The 18,289-nt window shown below is 44.0% G+C and carries 16 protein-coding genes; 14 read left to right on the top strand and 2 right to left on the bottom strand.

The genetic code is table 11. The annotated features are described in order from the left end of the window. Positions 1-8: 8 nt before the first annotated feature. Positions 9-419, bottom strand: coding sequence for a hypothetical protein (locus ACODJP_RS08975; RefSeq protein ID WP_422480675.1), 411 nt, complete (start codon positions 417-419; stop codon positions 9-11). Between the two features lie 12 nt (positions 420-431). Here ACODJP_RS08975 and ACODJP_RS08970 point away from each other — a divergent pair, with 12 nt between their 5' ends. The 14 genes from ACODJP_RS08970 (at position 432) to murJ (ending at position 15,560) form a co-directional block, all read left to right on the top strand. After that, complete coding sequence (locus tag ACODJP_RS08970) at positions 432-719, top strand: ComF family protein (RefSeq protein WP_422480673.1); 288 nt, start codon at positions 432-434, stop codon at positions 717-719. A gap of 87 nt (positions 720-806) precedes the next feature. Further along, entirely contained in the window at positions 807-1,292 is a 486-nt protein-coding gene (locus ACODJP_RS08965; protein WP_422480672.1) for a ribosome assembly cofactor RimP, read from the top strand. 2 nt (positions 1,293-1,294) lie between these two features. Next, positions 1,295-2,767 (top strand): transcription termination factor NusA, encoded by a 1,473-nt coding sequence (gene nusA, locus ACODJP_RS08960; protein ID WP_422480670.1) that lies wholly within the window; start codon positions 1,295-1,297, stop codon positions 2,765-2,767. Between the two features lie 12 nt (positions 2,768-2,779). Then, positions 2,780-5,437 (top strand): translation initiation factor IF-2, encoded by a 2,658-nt coding sequence (gene infB / locus ACODJP_RS08955; protein ID WP_422480668.1) that lies wholly within the window; start codon positions 2,780-2,782, stop codon positions 5,435-5,437. After that, on the top strand, positions 5,430-5,789 hold the full coding sequence (rbfA, locus tag ACODJP_RS08950) for a 30S ribosome-binding factor RbfA (protein WP_422480666.1): 360 nt from the start codon (positions 5,430-5,432) through the stop codon (positions 5,787-5,789). Before infB ends, rbfA begins: the two co-directional genes overlap by 8 nt. Continuing rightward, positions 5,779-6,687 carry a tRNA pseudouridine(55) synthase TruB gene (truB, locus tag ACODJP_RS08945; RefSeq protein ID WP_422480664.1) on the top strand — a complete coding sequence of 303 codons (909 nt, stop codon included), beginning with the start codon at positions 5,779-5,781 and terminating at the stop codon, positions 6,685-6,687. The genes rbfA and truB overlap by 11 nt, the downstream gene beginning before the upstream one ends. After that, entirely contained in the window at positions 6,684-7,538 is an 855-nt protein-coding gene (locus ACODJP_RS08940; RefSeq protein ID WP_422480662.1) for an FAD synthetase family protein, read from the top strand. Before truB ends, ACODJP_RS08940 begins: the two co-directional genes overlap by 4 nt. 2 nt (positions 7,539-7,540) lie before the next feature. Beyond that, positions 7,541-7,807 carry a 30S ribosomal protein S15 gene (gene rpsO, locus ACODJP_RS08935; protein WP_422480660.1) on the top strand — a complete coding sequence of 89 codons (267 nt, stop codon included), beginning with the start codon at positions 7,541-7,543 and terminating at the stop codon, positions 7,805-7,807. Between the two features lie 122 nt (positions 7,808-7,929). Further along, positions 7,930-10,038: a polyribonucleotide nucleotidyltransferase gene (gene pnp / locus ACODJP_RS08930; protein WP_422480658.1), complete on the top strand. Its 2,109-nt coding sequence runs from the start codon at positions 7,930-7,932 to the stop codon at positions 10,036-10,038. Position 10,039: 1 nt separating this feature from the next. Further along, positions 10,040-10,495, top strand: coding sequence for a dUTP diphosphatase (dut, locus tag ACODJP_RS08925; RefSeq protein ID WP_422480656.1), 456 nt, complete (start codon positions 10,040-10,042; stop codon positions 10,493-10,495). Between the two features lie 2 nt (positions 10,496-10,497). Next, a complete protein-coding gene (locus tag ACODJP_RS08920) occupies positions 10,498-11,784 on the top strand; it encodes an LptF/LptG family permease (RefSeq protein ID WP_422480654.1) in 1,287 nt (428 codons plus the stop codon). Beyond that, entirely contained in the window at positions 11,781-12,863 is a 1,083-nt protein-coding gene (locus ACODJP_RS08915) for an LptF/LptG family permease (RefSeq protein ID WP_422480652.1), read from the top strand. The genes ACODJP_RS08920 and ACODJP_RS08915 overlap by 4 nt, the downstream gene beginning before the upstream one ends. Positions 12,864-12,868: 5 nt before the next feature. Next, positions 12,869-13,990 carry a tRNA guanosine(34) transglycosylase Tgt gene (gene tgt / locus ACODJP_RS08910; RefSeq protein WP_422480650.1) on the top strand — a complete coding sequence of 374 codons (1,122 nt, stop codon included), beginning with the start codon at positions 12,869-12,871 and terminating at the stop codon, positions 13,988-13,990. Further along, positions 13,980-15,560 carry a murein biosynthesis integral membrane protein MurJ gene (gene murJ, locus ACODJP_RS08905; RefSeq protein ID WP_422480648.1) on the top strand — a complete coding sequence of 527 codons (1,581 nt, stop codon included), beginning with the start codon at positions 13,980-13,982 and terminating at the stop codon, positions 15,558-15,560. Before tgt ends, murJ begins: the two co-directional genes overlap by 11 nt. 39 nt (positions 15,561-15,599) lie before the next feature. Here murJ and greA read toward each other — a convergent pair whose 3' ends face one another. Then, on the bottom strand, positions 15,600-18,284 hold the full coding sequence (gene greA / locus ACODJP_RS08900; RefSeq protein WP_422480646.1) for a transcription elongation factor GreA: 2,685 nt from the start codon (positions 18,282-18,284) through the stop codon (positions 15,600-15,602). Between the last annotated feature and the right edge of the window lie 5 nt (positions 18,285-18,289).

Genomic DNA, 18,289 nt, shown 5'->3' with positions numbered 1-18,289 from the left:
AATAGAAGCTAAAAGGTGATGTCCGACGTTACTAGGACATGATTTATTCGCTCGGAAATTGCCCATTGTGCAACCGATACTCCCTCTTGTACCATGAGATCTGTGATTGCTGTCTTGATGAGATTATGGCTTTGGCTTTTCCTCTTGAACATTCGTCTGTCTGCCCTGTATGCCATAAACCTCAGATGCATGACCAATCCGTCTGTCTCCATACCCAATCTAACCCCACGGTGATCCATCTGTTCCCGTATACACAGCAATGCAAACAGCTGATTATAAGATTCAAGAAGGTTGGGATTAAACGTCTCGCGCACACTATAGCTTACCTCATGGAAAGCTCTCTTGCGTATATTACCAGGGACTATGGTAATCCGGTTCTGGTACCTGTTCCTTGTAGTAAAAGCAGTAGAGCGCTCCATGGTTGGGATCATATGGAGCTGGTAGCTTCATCATGTGAAAAAAACTTTGGGATTCCTGTAGTGAAAATGCTGCAAAAAGAGGGCAGAAGTGTACAAAAGGAACTGGACCGTAGCCAGAGAATGGAATCAGCACGACATAGCTTTAACGTAGTCAAAAATTTTCACCTACCCGAAAAACGAGATGTAATTGTCGTCTTAGATGATGTGAGCACCACTGGTGCAACCATACGCTCTTGTGTAGAAATCGTAGAACAAACAATTGCCCTACCGGTAGTTGGTCTTTGTATTACGATGGATTGACAATACTCGTCAAATGAATTAATCTTTCGATAGTTAGTATTGATTTTTGGGGATCGCAGAGGCCGATCCCTTTTTTATGGAGTTACGGTGCAAGACAGTATAAGAAATGATGCGTTATTCAAGGAAATATCCTCAGTCCTCAATCCTATTGGATTGTTGGTGGTGGATGTTAGAAAGGATGAACATCACGAATCGACACATGTGGTGGTTACTATCACCAATGAAGAACATACAGCGGGAATTGATGAATGTGCCAAAGCACATCGGATTATTTTTCCTAGATTGAGTCTACTACAGGGAGATCGTCATCTTGATCTAGAGGTGAGTACCCCTGGAGTCCAGAGAAATTTTAGAGATATCTATGAATTTCTGCTATTCCAAGGAAAGAGATGCCGTCTATACGATAGTCTCAAAAGCTCCTGGGTAGAGGGAATTATCGACGAAGTTCAAGACAATCTTATAGTATTGACAGATGCTACAGTCGAAGATACGAAGGAACACATGGAAACTTACCATATACCTTACAGCCAGATACACAAGGCTAAATTAGCATATGCATGGGAGGATATGTAACAATGTCCAATGATTTGGGAGATGCAATACGTAATCTCGTTAACGAAAGGGGAATCAGTGAAGACCTCGTACTTGAGACCATTAGGGGTCTATTGCTAGCCGCATATAAGAGAAAGTTCGGAACCAGCGATAATGCAGTGGTAGAATTCAATGAAAATCATGACAATGTCCAATTATTTGCAAAGAAGATGATTGTTGACGATGACGAATTCGATGGTGAATTCGATGAGATTTCTTTGTCGGAAGCCCGAGAACTTCATGAAGAATGTGAAGTTGGAGACGAGATCATGATTCCTATTGATCCGAAGACTTTCGATCGTATTTCTGTACAGAGTGCCAAACAGAAGGCAAAACAAGATCTACGGGAAATCCAAAAGGACACCCTCTACTCGGAATACAAGACCAAAGAGGGAGAAATGATCATCGGTTATTATCAGCGGGAATCTAATGGAGACATGTTCATTGACCTTGGCAAGATTGAAGGAATTCTTCCTAAACGCTTCCAAAGTCCTCGCGAAATCTATAGGAAGAACGACAAGATAAAATGTTATGTACACCAGGTGGAAAAGCCTGAGCATGGACAGCTCCGTGTGATTCTATCCCGTACGCACTCTGAATTCGTACGGAAGTTATTTGAACTTGAGATACCCGAGATTTATGACCATTCCATTGAAATCCACAAGATAGTCCGAGAACCCGGCTATAGGACGAAAGTAGCAGTATACTCTCATAGAACCGATCTTGATCCGGTTGGAGCCTGTGTCGGCTTGAAGGGAATCCGAGTTCAGACTATCATGAGGGAGATGGAAGGAGAACGTATTGACGTTCTACGGTATGATCCCAATCCCATCGAGTACATCAAGAACTGTCTATCGCCTGCTGAAGTGAAGAAGGTAGTCGTACTTGATGAAGGCAAACGGATGGCGATTGCGGTTGTTGAAGATTCACAGCTCTCACTTGCCATTGGTAAGCAGGGTATAAATGTTAGGCTTGCGAATAAGCTTGCTGACTGGATTATAGATGTAAAGACACTTGACCAATATCGTGAGATGGACTTGGATATTGAGACCAAGGAACGGGTAGATGCACTGTTCAGCGATATTCCGGAATTCGAAACTGAATATTTCGAAGAGGAAGAGGGTGAATTGATGCTCAGTGATATCGCAGAGTTGGACAAGCAGCTGATTGATAAACTGCAATTCCACGATATCTACACGGTTGAAGAGTTTGTGAATCTTAGTGAAGAAGAGATTGAAAGTCTTGGCGATATAACGGAAGATGAGGTACGTAAGATCCACGGCGTCCTCGGAGAATATGTCGACATTGTGGAGGAAGAGGATGAGAATGAAGTAGAACAACAATTCCTCTGCCCCGAATGTGGTCATCAGTTGACCCCCGACATGACAAGTTGTCCCAATTGTGGTGTCGGCCTGAGTTTCGAAGAAGTTGAAGAAGTGGAAGAAGACGAGGAGTAGTTGAGAGAAATTATGACGGAAGAAGATAAGAAACCAAAGACAACCCTGATCAAACATGCGCGTGGATCGGCACAGAATGCCAACCAACCTCCCCAGAAAGAGGAGTCTGAATCTACGCGACCTGTTGAGAAGAAAAAAGTGGTTGTGGTGAAAAAAAAGGTAGTGGTCGTTAGACCGCAGGCTAAGCCCATTGAGAAACCTGTCGAAAAACCGGTTGAAAAAGTTGAACAGAAACCGGAGACAAAGGCTCAAGAAGGCACTGTCGGAACAACGACGAAAGAGACCACAGAAAAATCTTCCGTCGCTGCTTCCGACAAGAAAGAGTCGAAAAAGGTTGTAGAGAAAGATTCGACCAAGACTCCCCAGAAAAAGACTGGTGACCATCCTTTCAGACGAACGCCAAATGCAGGACCCTCTACTCCAATAGTGAGGGCACCGAAAGATCTTCCTCCTGTACCCGGACAAGGCCAAACTGCCCATGCCCATGCAGAGTGGAGGAAAAACAATGCCAATACTCCTAGACCTGCTGCTCCAAGTGGAGGTACTCGTCAGGTAGGACAGGTTGGTGGATATGCCAACCGACCTCCGCAAGGAAGACCTGGGTACCAAGGTAGGCCACCTCAAGGAGCTCCTGGTGGTGGTAGACCACCATTTGGTGGAGGTCGTCCAGGAGGTCCATCCGGAGGCAGACCACCTTTCGGAGGAGGTCGCCCTGGCGGATTTGGTGGTAATAGAGGACCTCGTCCTAGCGCTCCAGGAGGAGCACCACCAGCCAATCTCGAGGGTGTTTCCCAAAAACCTGCGAAGAAGGTCTATAGGAAAAAGAAAGACTTCTCCAAGCCAGATCGTGATAATGAACGTGATTTCCAGATCAAAAGGAAGAGTCAGCATCGTGCCAATCCGATTCCTAAGAAAATCGACATCATGGAAGTCATTACTGTTTCCGATCTCGCAAAGAAAATGAATTTAAAAGCATCGGAAGTAATCGGAAAACTTCTTAAAATGGGTATGATGGTTACCATTAACCAGCAGATCGATTCCGATGTGGCTACCCTGATTGCCAATGAGTACAATTGTGAAGTCAATATCGTTTCATTGTATGATGAAACATTGATAGCCACCGAGGATGATACTCCTAAGGAAATGGAAGACCGTGCTCCAATCGTAACGATTATGGGACATGTCGACCATGGTAAGACGAAACTGCTCGATGCTATTCGATCAACCGATGTCGTGGCCGATGAATTCGGTGGAATAACTCAGCATATCGGAGCCTACAAGGTCACCTTACCCCAAAAAGGTGATATCGTATTCCTCGATACCCCAGGACACGCAGCATTTACCATGATGAGAGCCCGCGGTGCACAGGTAACGGATATCGTTATACTTGTCGTCGCAGCCAATGATGGTGTTATGCCACAGACCATAGAGGCTATCGACCACGCTAAAGCGGCAAAAGTCCCGATTATTGTGGCTGTAAATAAGATCGATTTGCATGAAGCCAATGTCGATCGTGTTAAGCAGCAGTTGAGTGACCATGGCCTCATGCCTGAAGATTGGGGTGGTGATACACTCTATTGTGAAATTTCTGCTTTGAAGGGTATCGGTATCGACGAATTGCTTGATTCCATTCTCCTGCAGGCAGAGATGCTTGAACTGAGAGCCAATCCGACGGTACGCGCTGAAGGTAAGGTGCTCGAATCACGAATTGACCAAGGTCGTGGTATCGTAGCTTCATTGATAGTGGAGCGGGGTACTTTACGGGTTGGTGACAATTTTGTTGCAGGAATCTATCCCGGAAAAGTACGAGCAATGGTTGATGACCATGGTAATCGTATCAACGAAGCTGGACCTGCTACTCCTGTCGAGATTACCGGGTTGAGTGATATTCCGGGTGCTGGAGATCCTTTCCAGGTTACAGAAAACGAGAAACAAGCTCGTCAGGTTGGTGCCAAAAGACAGGAGCTCGAACGTCTCGGCCAAGCAAAGAATGTCAAGAAAGTTACTCTGGATAACATCTTTGACAAGATGCAGGACGGTTCGATTCAGGAGTTCAATGTAATTATCAAGGGTGATGTACAAGGCTCGGTTGAAGCAGTACAGACTGCGCTTGAGAAACTTTCTACAGACGAGATTCGACTCAATGTTATCAGAGCATCTGCCGGTGCGATCATTGAAGACGATATCAACTTAGCTATTGCATCAGAAGCTCTCGTATTGGGATTCAATGTCAGACCTACACCGAGAGCCCAGACCCTTGCAGAACGTGAAAAGATTGAAATCCGTAAGTACAATATCATCTACGATGCTGTCGACGATATCCGAGATGCCATGGAAGGCATGCTTGCTCCAGAACAGAAGGAGATTGTCATCGGTCAGGTTGAAGTGCGTGACACTTTCAAAGTTCCGAAAATTGGCGTGATCGCGGGATGTTATGTTACCAACGGTAAGATTAGACGAAATGCCATGGTCAATGTTATACGGGATGGTATCAAACTCCATACTGGAAAAATCTCTTCTCTCAAGCGTTTCAAGGATGATGCAAAGGAAGTATCGGAAGGATTCGAATGTGGAGTCGGAATTGACAATTTCCAGAATCTCCAAAGTGGAGATATCCTGGAGGTCGTGGATATTATTGAAATAGCGAAGAAGTTGAAAGTAAATGAGTGATTATATTCATCAGCGATTAGAAAAACGCATTCAGGAAGCTATCAGTACGATGATTGTGACCCGTGAGATTAAACATCACGGGCTCAGTCAATTCGTATCTGTAAGTGACGTTTCTCTTTCCAAGGATAAGGCTTATGCAACCGTCTGGGTCTCTTCATTTGTTGAAGACAAGACTTTGGAACAGTCGGTTGCAGCATTGCAAAGTGCAGCAGGGTTTATCCAAATGAGACTTGCAGCCATTCTCAAGACCCGAAATACTCCAAAATTACGGTTTAAAGCAGATACCTCTCTAAAAGAAGCTCAGGCAATGAATGAGCTGATCGACAGTTTACATACAAGTGATGAGAAGTAGTTCTTCCCTTTTACTTTTATACAAACCATCTGGAGTTACATCCTTTGCGTCTCTGAAACCGGTAAAACGAACAATTTCTAAAAAAGTAGGACATGCTGGAACTCTCGATAAATTTGCCGAGGGTTTGATGATTGTACTTACGGGAACATTCACTAAGTTGAACCCATTGTTCTCGAATCTGGACAAACGGTATATTGCTACGATACTTTTCGGAAAAGAGACTTCTACACTTGACCCTGAAGGAGAAGTGGTGGCAACAGCTGAAGTGCCTTCAATTGATGAGATTTCTGCTGTACTTGAGTCCCAATTTTTGGGGACAATTGATCAAGCCCCACCACAATATTCTGCTGTACATATTGATGGTAAAAGAGCATATAAGATGGCTCGAGCTGGAGAAGAGGTAGAGATGCCAACACGAAAAGTTACCATCCATGCACTGAAGATTATCTCTTGGAGTGCTCCGGTACTTCAGTTGGAAGTTCATTGTTCTAAGGGAACCTATATCCGATCTCTTGCCCGAGATATCGCTATAGCTTGTGGATCAAAAGGCCATCTAACCGCGCTTGAACGCACGGCAATTGGACCATATTTGGTTAAAGAAGCAATAGATCCCGATGATAGTGAAACATTACAGCTCCACGGACAAGAAAGTGCTGCGCGAATCTCTAGACTTCCCCATATAGGGTCTGTGGTCGTCGATACGAAATCGGCTCACCGTTTGACTTATGGCAACCTCCCAAAAAAGAACGGTATCCTACGTTCCGATTTGCATAAGGATGACGAATATGCCATGATTATCGATGAAGAGGGCATACTTCTTGCTATTACCGGAATTGATAACCAAGGAATTCCCAATAAAGTGTATGCTTTACCTTGTATGGAGAAGGGTATCGTATGATTGAGATACATGATTTTGACCAGTTATTGGCTTCTAGAGAGCTGGCTAAAGAAAAAGCTGTTCTGGCCATTGGAGTCTATGATGGATTGCATATTGGTCATCAACGTATCATCACTTCTGCCGTCGATCTGGCTAAAGGGAATCAAGGCAGCAAGACTGTAGTCATAACTTTCGCCCAAAATCCAAAAACTATGATTGGTCGAAATCCATTTGACAAGCCTCTTATGAGCCTTCGTCAGAGCACCGATTTCTTTTCCAAACTTGAAGTTGATTATTTGGTTGTGATTGACTTTTCTCCCGATTTCAGTAAACTGACTGGAGAGGAGTTCATCGCCCGCTGTTGCGGTATGTTTGATGTCCAGGCCGTTGTAGTAGGAGAAAATTTCCGTTGTGGTTCCCATGCCGATACAGGAGTAGAGGAACTTCAGGAAATAGTACCCAAATACACAAATGGAGCAAAACTTGTTGTTCCACAGATGTATAAGCTTAACGATGGGACAGATGATAGCAGCACGGTAGTGCGGATAACTCTCACGAAGGGCAAAGTATCGGAAATTCCGTTACAGCTCGGCAGGTACTATTCGGTGGACTTGGCCCATATTCCTTCCAGGAACAGCGAATATCCCCTGCATTTCCCAATCGGTTCTTTCGTGCAACTACTGCCGCCACCAGGAGTGTACGAAACCGTTCTTATCATGGCCGACAGGTCGGAGAAGAAGATGACTGCTTTGATCGATGGAGAGTTTCTTACATTGACAGACACATCTAATCCGACGGTAAGCGTCCCCCATGCTAGTCCGGAAGGAACTGTGAGGTATGACAATTTGCAATTTATAAAGGAGTTGACGTAAATATGTTGACAAAAGAGATGAAAGCTCAGATTATCGCCGAATTTGGTGGTACAGAAACCAATACGGGTTCTTCCGAAGTCCAAATCGCATTGCTTACCGCGAGAATTCGTGACCTTCAGGACCATTTCAAGAAGTTTCCTAAAGATCATGCAAGTCGTCGTGGACTGCTTAAGATGGTTGGTGCCAGGCGCCGCCTACTCAAGTACGTACGCAATGAGGATGTCAATAGATATCGCGAACTCATTCAGAAGCTTGAGTTGAGAAAATAGTTGATGGGTGTTGTGAAATGTATGGACCAGCCTCGGAATCCTTAAAAAGGACTTCAGGGGCTGTTCCCATTTATAGCCCATCTTATCATACGTAGAAAAAAGAACAAAAGAAGTAGGAAAGAATGATGAAATCAGTAAGTATGAAAATTGGTTCCGGTGAATTAGTACTTGAAACCGGAAAAATGGCTAAACAGGCTAATGGCGCTGTGTATGCACGTTATGAAGGCAGTGCGGTCCTTGCAACTGTCTGTAGTGGAAGGGCACCCGAAAAACCGCTTGATTACGTTCCCCTCCAAGTTGAATACAATGAGAAATATTATGCGGCAGGCAAAATCCCTGGAGGTTTCCTCAAGAGGGAAGGTCGGCCAAAAGATAAAGAAATTCTTGTCAGTCGATTAATAGACCGTCCAATGCGACCATTGTTCGATAAGGCATTTGGCCGCGAAATACAGGTAGTTCCAACTGTTGTAAGTTCCGATATGGTCAACCCACCCGATATCATTGCGATGATCGCATCTTCTGCTGCTGTAGCAATCAGTGATATCCCCTTCAATGGTCCTACAGCTGCCGTCCGAATTGCATATATCGATAATGCCTTTGTGGTAAATCCGACATTCCAACAGATCGATGATGCAAAATTGGAGATCATCGTAGCTGGAACCGAAGATGGTATTACCATGGTTGAAGGTGGAGCAAAGCAGGTATCGGAAGAGATGATGCTTGAGGCTATCGAGACTGCACAACCGGTAATTGCCGATTTGTGTAAATTACAAAAAGAATTAGCCCAGTTAGCAGGGAAAGAAAAGTTGCCAATGATGGAAGTCGTCGAGGAGGATCTCTCATTCCTCGATCCTATTCGGGAATATGCATATCCCCTCTATAAGGAAGCGAGTTTTGTTATCGGTAAGATGGAGCGTTATGCGGCTCTTGCAAAAGTAAAAGAGGAAGTCCTTGAGAAATTTGCAGACGTCTTGGATGATGACAACAAAGTTGACAAGGTCAAAGCAATGTTTGAGGATCTCGAATACGAAATCCTCCGGGCTTCAATTCTCAATGATGGAGTAAGGACCGACGGCAGAAAGGTCAATGAGATCAGACCTATCACTTGTGAAGTCGGAGTCTTACCCAGAACCCATGGAAGTGCGTTATTCACACGTGGAGAAACTCAGGCATTGGCATCTACAACCTTGGGAACAGCCAGGGATGAGCAGATGTTCGATACTATCGATGGAGAGAAACATTTTAGTAACTTTATGTTGCACTACAACTTCCCTCCGTTTAGTGTCGGTGAGACCGGCCGTTTGGGTACTGGACGACGTGAGATTGGACATGGCCACCTTGCCCAACGTGCACTTGAGGGAGTTCTTCCATCAAAAGATGATTTTCCGTATACCATGAGAGTAGTATCTGAAATCCTTGAATCGAATGGATCTTCTTCAATGGCGAGTGTCTGTGGTGGGTGTCTCTCACTTATGGATGCTGGTGTTAAGATATTGCAACCTGTCGCTGGTATAGCTATGGGATTGATTACCGAAGGAGCCGATTATAATAACTATGTCGTCCTAAGCGATATCCTTGGTGAGGAAGACCACCTTGGTGATATGGACTTCAAGGTAGCGGGAACTAAAGATGGAATTACTGCTTTCCAGATGGATATCAAGATTGCGGGAGTAACCCGTGAGATTATGGCAAAGGCTCTCTCCCAAGCGAAAGAGGGGCGCATGCATATTCTGGGAATCATGAACGATTCATTGAATGCTCCGCGTGAGGATATCTCCGAATATGCTCCAAAAATCCTAACTATTAAAGTTGATGAAGAGAAAATCGGAGCTGTTATCGGTACCGGTGGAAAAACCATCAAGGGGATCGCAGAGCAAACTGGAGCAGAAGTAAATATCGAGAACGACGGCACTGTCACCATTTATGGTAAGAATAGTGCAAGTGCACAAAAAGCTCTCGATCTGGTCAAATCAATCGTTGAAGAACCTGAAGTAGGAAGAATCTATACCGGCACGGTAAAAAGGATTATGGATTTTGGTGCTTTCATTGAAATCCTTCCAGGCAAGGAGGGTCTCTGTCATATCAGTAAGCTCTCCAAGAGTAGAGTAAATAACGTGAACGATGTATTGAGTGTAAACCAGGTAGTTCCCGTAAAACTGATCGAAGTCGACCGGATGGGTAGATTGAATCTCAGCTACATCGATGCTATCGAAGAGAAGGAATCAAAATAACATGCAGCGGTCTGAAAGGGTAGAAATTCGCCTTGTGGCGAAAGATGGTGCAAAACTTCCTAGCTATGCCTCTCCTGAAGCTGCTGGTGCGGATATTTGTGCTTATCTACCCGATGGACCTCTTACAATCAAAGCTAGTGGAGGACGGGCATTGGTTCCTACGGGACTGGTGCTCGAAATCCCGAATGGTTATGAAGGGCAAGTGAGACCCCGCAGTGGTCTCGCTACCCGACATGGCCTTACGGTACTGAATAGCCCAGGTACGATAGATAGCGATTATCGTGGAGAGGTGAAAGTTATCCTCATCAATCATGGATCTGAAGAATTTATTATTCAGGACGGTGATAGGATAGCGCAATTGATAATCGCTCCCGTAGAACAGTGCCGATTTGTCGAATCTGATTCCACGAGCACTACGGTTCGTGGTGAACGGGGGTTTGGCTCAACAGGAGTTTAAGCATGGAGAGGCGGAATGTCTCAACTTTCACCATCCTACGGACGTATGTCCTGCGTGAATTCCTCCTATCGCTTGCGGTAGCTTTCTTATTTTTCTTCTTTATATTCTTCATCAACCAACTATTGTTATTCGCCCAACGCATTCTTCTCAAGAATGTAGATGTATTGCATGTTCTTAAGCTGGTTGGTCTATCAGTTCCACAGATACTTCTGTATACCATCCCTTTCTCCACTTTGAGTGCAGCAGCGATGGCTATTGGTGATTTGAGTGCTAGGGGTGAACTTCTGGCTCTCCGCTCCAGCGGAATTTCATTGAGGAGAATGTTCGAGCCCATTGCAATTGTTGCCTTGGTGTTGTCAATTGGCACATTTTTTGTCGCCGATGCTCTCTTACCATATAGCCATCAACAGTTTCGCACCCTCTACGCCGAATTGTTACGCGATCTGCCGACTATCGAAATTGAATCTTACGCTGTAAACCGTATAGGAGATATCGTTCTGGTTACGGGAGAGGTAGACGACGATAATATCGGATCCTTATTACTCTTCGATACAGCCAATAGATCCAATAATCAAGTTATTAGTGCTACAGGAGGGACAGTAACACTGGTAGACTTGGAATCCTTCCTCTATCGGTTGGACTTAGAGAATCCGAGGATACTCAGTACGGAAGGTGATTCATTGGAACGATTTACCCTTGCAGACGCCCAGCGAATGACCTATTATCTGGACTTCAGTGATCAAATCTCCCGGTTCACCGATATCACGCCTTCCCAATTGAGTACGCGAGATTTAAGAAAGGCGATTTCAATTCGTGAGGAAGATCTGGCTGAGGATACCGCCATTCGTGAGCGTTCATTGATGAAGCTAGAGCAAGAACTTTCGGATGTCATCCGAAATTCTACAATAGAGGAGGGGTCTTTCTCTCCCGAATCGGTTGCAAAAATTCTCGAACTCGAAGAACAAATCGAAAGACTGAAGGAAGAGAAGAGTATAAACTTTTATCTCCAGTATTATCGGGCTGAACTTCATAAGAAAATTGCCCTCTCTGTCAGTTGTTTCGTCCTCGTATTCATTACATTTCCCCTTGCATTGTTACGATTGAAGCATGGACGTCTTTTCGGTTTCGGTCTTAGCCTTATCGTAGCCAGTTCATACTGGTTCCTGCTCTTCTTCGCACAAACGAAAATTCTGGATGTCGATTTCAATCCAGGATTCCTCATTTGGGCGCCAAACATGGTCGTTGCTGTAATATCTACCATGCTCTTACTCAGATCGAGGCGTGTATGAAGAAATTGGACCGGTATATATTCTCAACAATGGTACGTATCATCGGTACAACGGTACTATTGGTGACTTCCATTCTCTTGCTTTTCGATATCTTTTCAAATCTCGAACACTATATGACGCAAGGCATTTCTTATCGAGAAATCGGTAGGTTGACCATCCTATATATTCCTGAAGCTATCGGATACGCCTTGGGTCCGGCTTCCCTTTTCGCTACGACATACTTCCTCTCTATGTTACATACGAATAATGAAATGATCGTGCTATCCAATATTGGGTATCCATTCCGGAGAATCATTGCCCCTATAGTCATACTAGGGCTTCTTCTCACATTATTGCAATTTGGTTTTTCAGAACGAATCGCTATTCCTGCATCCCGGGAAAAAGAACTTCTCACAAATGAACTGCTTGGTGTTCGACAATCGAACGACAGCAGGAATGTCACCCTCCGTTCTCCAGAAGGAAACTATGTCCTTTTTGCAGGAAGATTCAATGAAGAAACACAAACCATCTCTTCTGTAATTCTTGTTGTCTTGGATGAGGATGGACATATTGCGGCAAAAATCGATGCTTCCTCAGGGACTTACAATGGGTCCTATTGGGTTTTACATGATACAGTAAGATATTTGGTCGATCAGGATGGTGCAACATTGCAAGCTATTCGTGAGCAAGAGTATCACAATAGTTCCATCTCAATGGAGCCGGCCTTGTTCAGAAATCTCAGTGCCGATATCACTTCCATGGAATTATACAGTGCCTTACAGTATGTGAAACGTATCCAAGTCATGAATGCAAATCAATATGCCACCTACGCGACAGACCTTGCCGATAGGATCTTTGGAAACCTTACCCCCTTGATTCTTATCATCATTTCTTGCTCTACTGTCTTCACTTGGCGAAAAAATGTCCTCATACTCAGCATATTGGCCAGCTTGGCCATAGCAGTCGTATACTTTGTCATGCAGATGTTAAGTATGATCTTTGCCAAACAGGGAATAATTGCACCTATATTGGGACCTTTGGCTCCTATGGGTGTGTTGCTCTTGGTATCGATTGGACTCATGGTTAGAAAAAGGAATTAACAGCAATGGAAAAGATTTATCAGCTAACTCATCAAGATACAGGGAGCGATGCCCGTTGTGGAATCGTCTCTCTTCCCCATGGCGATGTCATAACTCCTACATTCATGCCGGTGGGAACCAATGGTACGGTCAAAGGCATGTATCACGATACTGTAGCCGACATGGGTTACAATCTGATCCTCGGTAATACCTATCATCTCTATCTCCGGCCTGGCATTGAGGTCCTCAAGCACTACGGAGGATTGCACAAATTCAGCAATTGGAATCATAACATCCTAACCGATAGTGGTGGATTCCAGATATTCAGTCTCTCACAACTACGTAAAATCCGAGAAGAGGGTGTGGTATTCCAAAGCCATATAGATGGCAGTCGACATCATCTCACACCAGAAAAAGTTGTCGACATCCAGCATATTATAGGGAGTGATATTCTCATGTGCTTGGATGTGTGTACTCCTCCCGAAATCACTTACAAGAAAGCAAGGGAAGCATGGGAAATCACTCGATCTTGGGCAAAACGTTCCTATGATCACTGGAGGTCCCTTGAAGGGTTCGAAGGAAAGCTATTCGGCATTATCCAAGGAAATTTTTTCAAAGATTTGAGAAAAGAGAGTGCTTTAGCAATCTCCGAAATCGAATTCCCAGGAATCGCTATAGGAGGCTTGTCGGTAGGAGAAACTCCTGAACAATTCAGTGAATTCCTTGGCTATACGACAGAATTCATTCCGAAAGACCGACCACGGTATGTTATGGGAATCGGTACTCCAGATTATATTCTGGATGCCGTGGAAAATGGTATCGATCTTTTTGACTGTGTTCTTGCGACAAGAGCAGGAAGGAATGGATCTGTGTTCACCGACGACGGTATGATCCAAATGAAAAAGGCTGTCCACGAATTCGATACCGGACCAATTGTCGAAGGTTGTACTTGTACAGCCTGCACCAAATATTCACGTGGATATGTCCGGCATCTTTTTAAAGCGAAGGAGATGCTGGGAGGTATGCTTGCTACAGAGCACAACTTGACCTATCTGTATCGGTTGATGGATCAAGTACGATCTGCGATCAACGAGAACCGCTTTTCCAAATTCAAAAAAGATTATCTAGCGAGATACTATGGAAATTGACTCTCATGGGGATGGAGAAATAAAGCAACGAGCCTCTAATTCGATCATGATCATGATCCTTACGCTCGTATCCCGATTGCTCGGGATCGTTAAAGCTAGGGCTATCGCTACGGTGTTTGGCGCAACCGGGATTGCCGATGTAATCAACTTTACCTTCAACATTCCCAATAATTTCCGTAAACTTTTTGCCGAAGGAGCTCTTAGTAGCGCTTATATTCCAGTCTTTTCTGCCTCAATTACGGAAGAGAAGGGTGGTATCGAAAAATCTAAAGCATTATTGGCAAGGATGCAGGGCTTCCAACTATTGATATCATTGCCACTGCTCGTCCTCACGTGGTTCTGGCGTACGGAAATTATTCTTTTCCTTAGCGATTTCTCTAATCCCGACCATATTCTACTTTCTGGAAAACTACTCATATACTTTATGGTCTTTCTCTTTTCGATCTCTTTCGCCGCCTTATATGGGGGAGTATTACAAAGTCACGGATCATTTTTTACAGCAGCCGCAGCTCCACTGATATTCTCTGTTTCGGTTATTGCTAGCGTATATGGGCTAAGCTCTACGATAGGCCCGTACTCCATGGCGTTCGGTGTAGTCTTCGGTGGTACTGCCCAGGCAATTGTAACCTTTCTCAGATTGCGATCCTATGGATATAGGATGAGGTTCTCCTTCAGATTTTCGTCTCCCGAATTCAAGCGAGTCATGCATAGTTGGGCTCCGGTGACCATTACTGCTGTTGTCGCAATCGTAACTCAACAAATTGCGTTCTATTTTGCATCAACGCTCTCAGAAGGGACTGTCACAGCATTCAGCAATGCCATCATCATTTGGCAAGCGCCCTATGGCATTTTTTATAGCGCAATTGCCACAGTCTTCTTTCCCGCGATGGTAAGTGCATTCACCAGAAAACAAAAAGAAGAATTAAATCATCTTGTCCATAAGGGTTTGGTCTATATCGCAACTTTTCTTATTCCATCAGCTCTGCTATTGACCGTATTGCGCAACGAGACGACTGCTGTACTTTTGCAAAGTGGAAGATTTGTTCTTGAAGATACGATCGAGACGGGGACTATCCTGTTTTGGTTTACCATAGGTATGCCAATAGTGGCATGGTATGGCTTCATGCAAAGGGTCTGTTTCTCTACTAGTAGGTTCAAATCTACACTCACGGTTGGAATTGTAGTAGCTATTCTCGATATAGTAATAACATGGTTAGCTCTTGGTTTGGGGTACGGCCCAAAGAGCCTTAGTCTTGCGAATACACTCTCTTTTGGAGCAGGAGTAGTCGGTCTTTGGTTTGTTGCCCACCAAAGGGGGCACATTCATATTTCTTTGTCAAAACTGACCAGCGATCTTCTCAAACTTTTATTAGCTAATGTTCCTTTGGGAACTGCAGCAATCCTCTATTTACGATTTATTGAAAAGGGATGGTGGTACACAGGAAGTTCCATGGTGAACGCACTAATCCTTCTCGGTTTATATTCCACTGCCATGCTGATAGTCTTCATATCCTATCGTCTCTTCGGGATAGAATTCCTCAATGTGCTAATTAAAAGAAAAGAGCGCTAAACATGTAGTCCAACGCCCTTTCATATATCGCTCTAAGTGTTATACAGACAAACCTTTTATTGATTTGACTGTAAAGTCATATTTCTGCTCATTGATCTCAAAGGTAAAACGTTCTCCAACCTTATGGTTCAACAACTTAGCTCCGAACGGTGCTAGATAGCTGATAGTATGTAGGTTTGGATCTGACTCCCATGGCCCGAAGATTCGATACACATCCTCATCTCCAGAAATATGGTTTTCCAATACCACCTCGGTTCCAAACGATACCTTTGAGGAGTCTACCATTTTCTGGTTCACGACTGTCGCGCGAGAAATTTCATCGGTTAACCGCATCATGGTTGTATTGAGTATCCCTTGCTTCTCTTTGGCAGCCTTGAATTCACTATTCTCACGTAAGTCTCCAAGTGACAAGGCCTCTCCAATCTCCTTGGAGTTTTCAGGAATCTCGACATTCATGATCCTATCAAGTTCGGCTTGTTTCTCGAGGAATTTAGCCTTGGTCACCAAGAGCCCACTAGAGACAACCTCTGTTGAACTCGATTCTTCACCGAGGAAAACGAAATCGGGATATTTATCAAGGATTGCATGTTTTACCTCTACTTTCTTTGCTTGCTCCAAGCCCTGCATCCTCTGTACGATGAAGTTGATTCTTTGGGCAGACCCTTCATTCGCATTCTTGAGGAAGTCGAAGATCAAACGTTCATCGAATAGTATTGTCATAAGAGTCTTTGCGATCTTCCTATTCTCATTGGTGAACTTCTTCGCCTCAATAGCATTGAAAGCATAGTCGAGCAACTGCAACTCACTGGTAAGAAGGGTTTCGAAAGGAATCTTGATCTTCTTTTCCCAGAACTTCCGATCATAGGTACGAGCGAGATAGGTAAAGAGATCGGCATTTTCCCGATAATTCCTACAAGCATTGCGGAACATATCTTCGATAACCTTCTGTCGTCCCTGTTCCCTCAGCATATCCATGATATAACTGGTGAGATAGTATGGATACAATGAGATAAGTACCTTTTCGACATTCTCTGGATCTTCAATGGAGACCACATTGTCGATAAAAGACTTTTTGAGTTCTGAATCTTCAATCGCACCAAAGGTCTTCGGTGCATCATCGAGCAGACCATAAAGATGTTTGAAATCAACGGTCCCAGGTCTTTCAAGGAAAGGATACCGGTCGCATAGATAATCTACGAAAAGGAAACTTGCTATGACCTGGTCATTGACCTTTTGATAAACAGTACACTGGTCTACAAAATATTGAACCATCTCCATGAAAAATTCTGTTTCCGGATCGCCACTCTCCAAGAAATCTCTCACAATGCGTACCTTTTGGTAGAACCGTTTCTCGTTACGGAAGATACCCAAGGATTTTTCATCATAGGATATAGGAGTAGCCCGAACGGTGTAGACATCGGGATCATTCGGAAGGAATCCAATAAGAGGATCGTTCATGATGATCTTCTTTGCACTGGTTTGCCATGATATCCATTCTTTTGCGGTAAGGATAGAAGGTACTATTTCCGCCTTCATATCTTTAAGTGTGGCTTGATTGCCATGGCTGCTAATGAGTGTACGCAGACCCCACGGCACATCGGTCTTGAATTTTTCAGTAAGTTTCTCTTTCGGGAAGACGCTCTTCAATACCCAAATATGATGTTTCGGCAGAACCTGCAGAGAACTAAAAGCCATCCCCAATGACATGCTGTGGTTTCTCTTCTGGGGGAAGTCTATGACGACATTCTCATGTGATAGTTCCCTGATACGTCCGATACTCCAAGTCTTATGATAGACGAACGATCCTTTGTCGAAAGCGATATTCTTCTCAAAATCATCAATAGCTGAATGGACATCGCGATAGTTCTTGTCCAAGTTTGAGATATCAATGCAGGATTCTAATCTGCTGTGGTCGGCATATTTGCTCCTATAGCAATCCACCAGCCGTTCCCGTGCCCATTCTGAATGGGAATCGAGATCAAGAATTGTTTTAAGAACAATAATCCCCTTGTCCCAATCCTCGTCTTCGATTGCAACTTCGTACAATTGCGCTATCATCTGTACAATCTGGTCACCTTGAAAACGTACAGATATACGTTGAGCCAAACCAAGTAGATAGGCAAAATCATCGGGAATCATCTTCAGGAGAATAGTCCAGACTTCTTTAACGGCAGGAAGGTTCTGTGCGTTCAGGAATCTTTGGAGTGCTTTCTTATAGTAAAAGAGGGCTTTATCCTTGTTTCCCTTCGAGACATAGCGTTCAGCGATATCTTGCAGCAAATCGGTCTCATCATAGTCGACCTTTACCAGCCGTTCATAGAGACTATACTTGTCTTCTTCACGATTGGTTTTTTCATAACTGGATGCAAGAACACGAATAACATACTTATCCTCGAAACGGTTGAGAACCTTGAGACTCAAATGTTCTACCAAGCCATATTTTTTGTTCTCGTTGAACATCTCTATCAGCGAAGTGATATTACCATAGTCAAGGGATTTTCTCCGCAGGGCAATACTGCCGGAAAGGTACATCGCTATGATGCTGTTCTTATTCTTTTCCAGATATTCGTCACAGATATTCTTAACTTCCAACAACTCTTCGGAATCATCGATTTTTTCAACAATAGCATCGAGTTCCTCAAAATTCGGGATAGTATAGTTAGTGATGGTAGCCCGTGTCCACTTTTCTTCAGTGAGTAGGGTCTTGATGTTTTCTTCGTTCATGCTGC

The sequence above is a fragment of the Pleomorphochaeta sp. DL1XJH-081 genome (assembly GCF_049310885.1).
In the GTDB taxonomy this organism is placed as follows: Bacteria; Spirochaetota; Spirochaetia; order Sphaerochaetales; family Sphaerochaetaceae; genus CAYZJV01.
The sequence above is the reverse complement of the archived record's forward strand: the minus strand, read 5'-3'. Positions and strand labels throughout refer to the sequence as shown.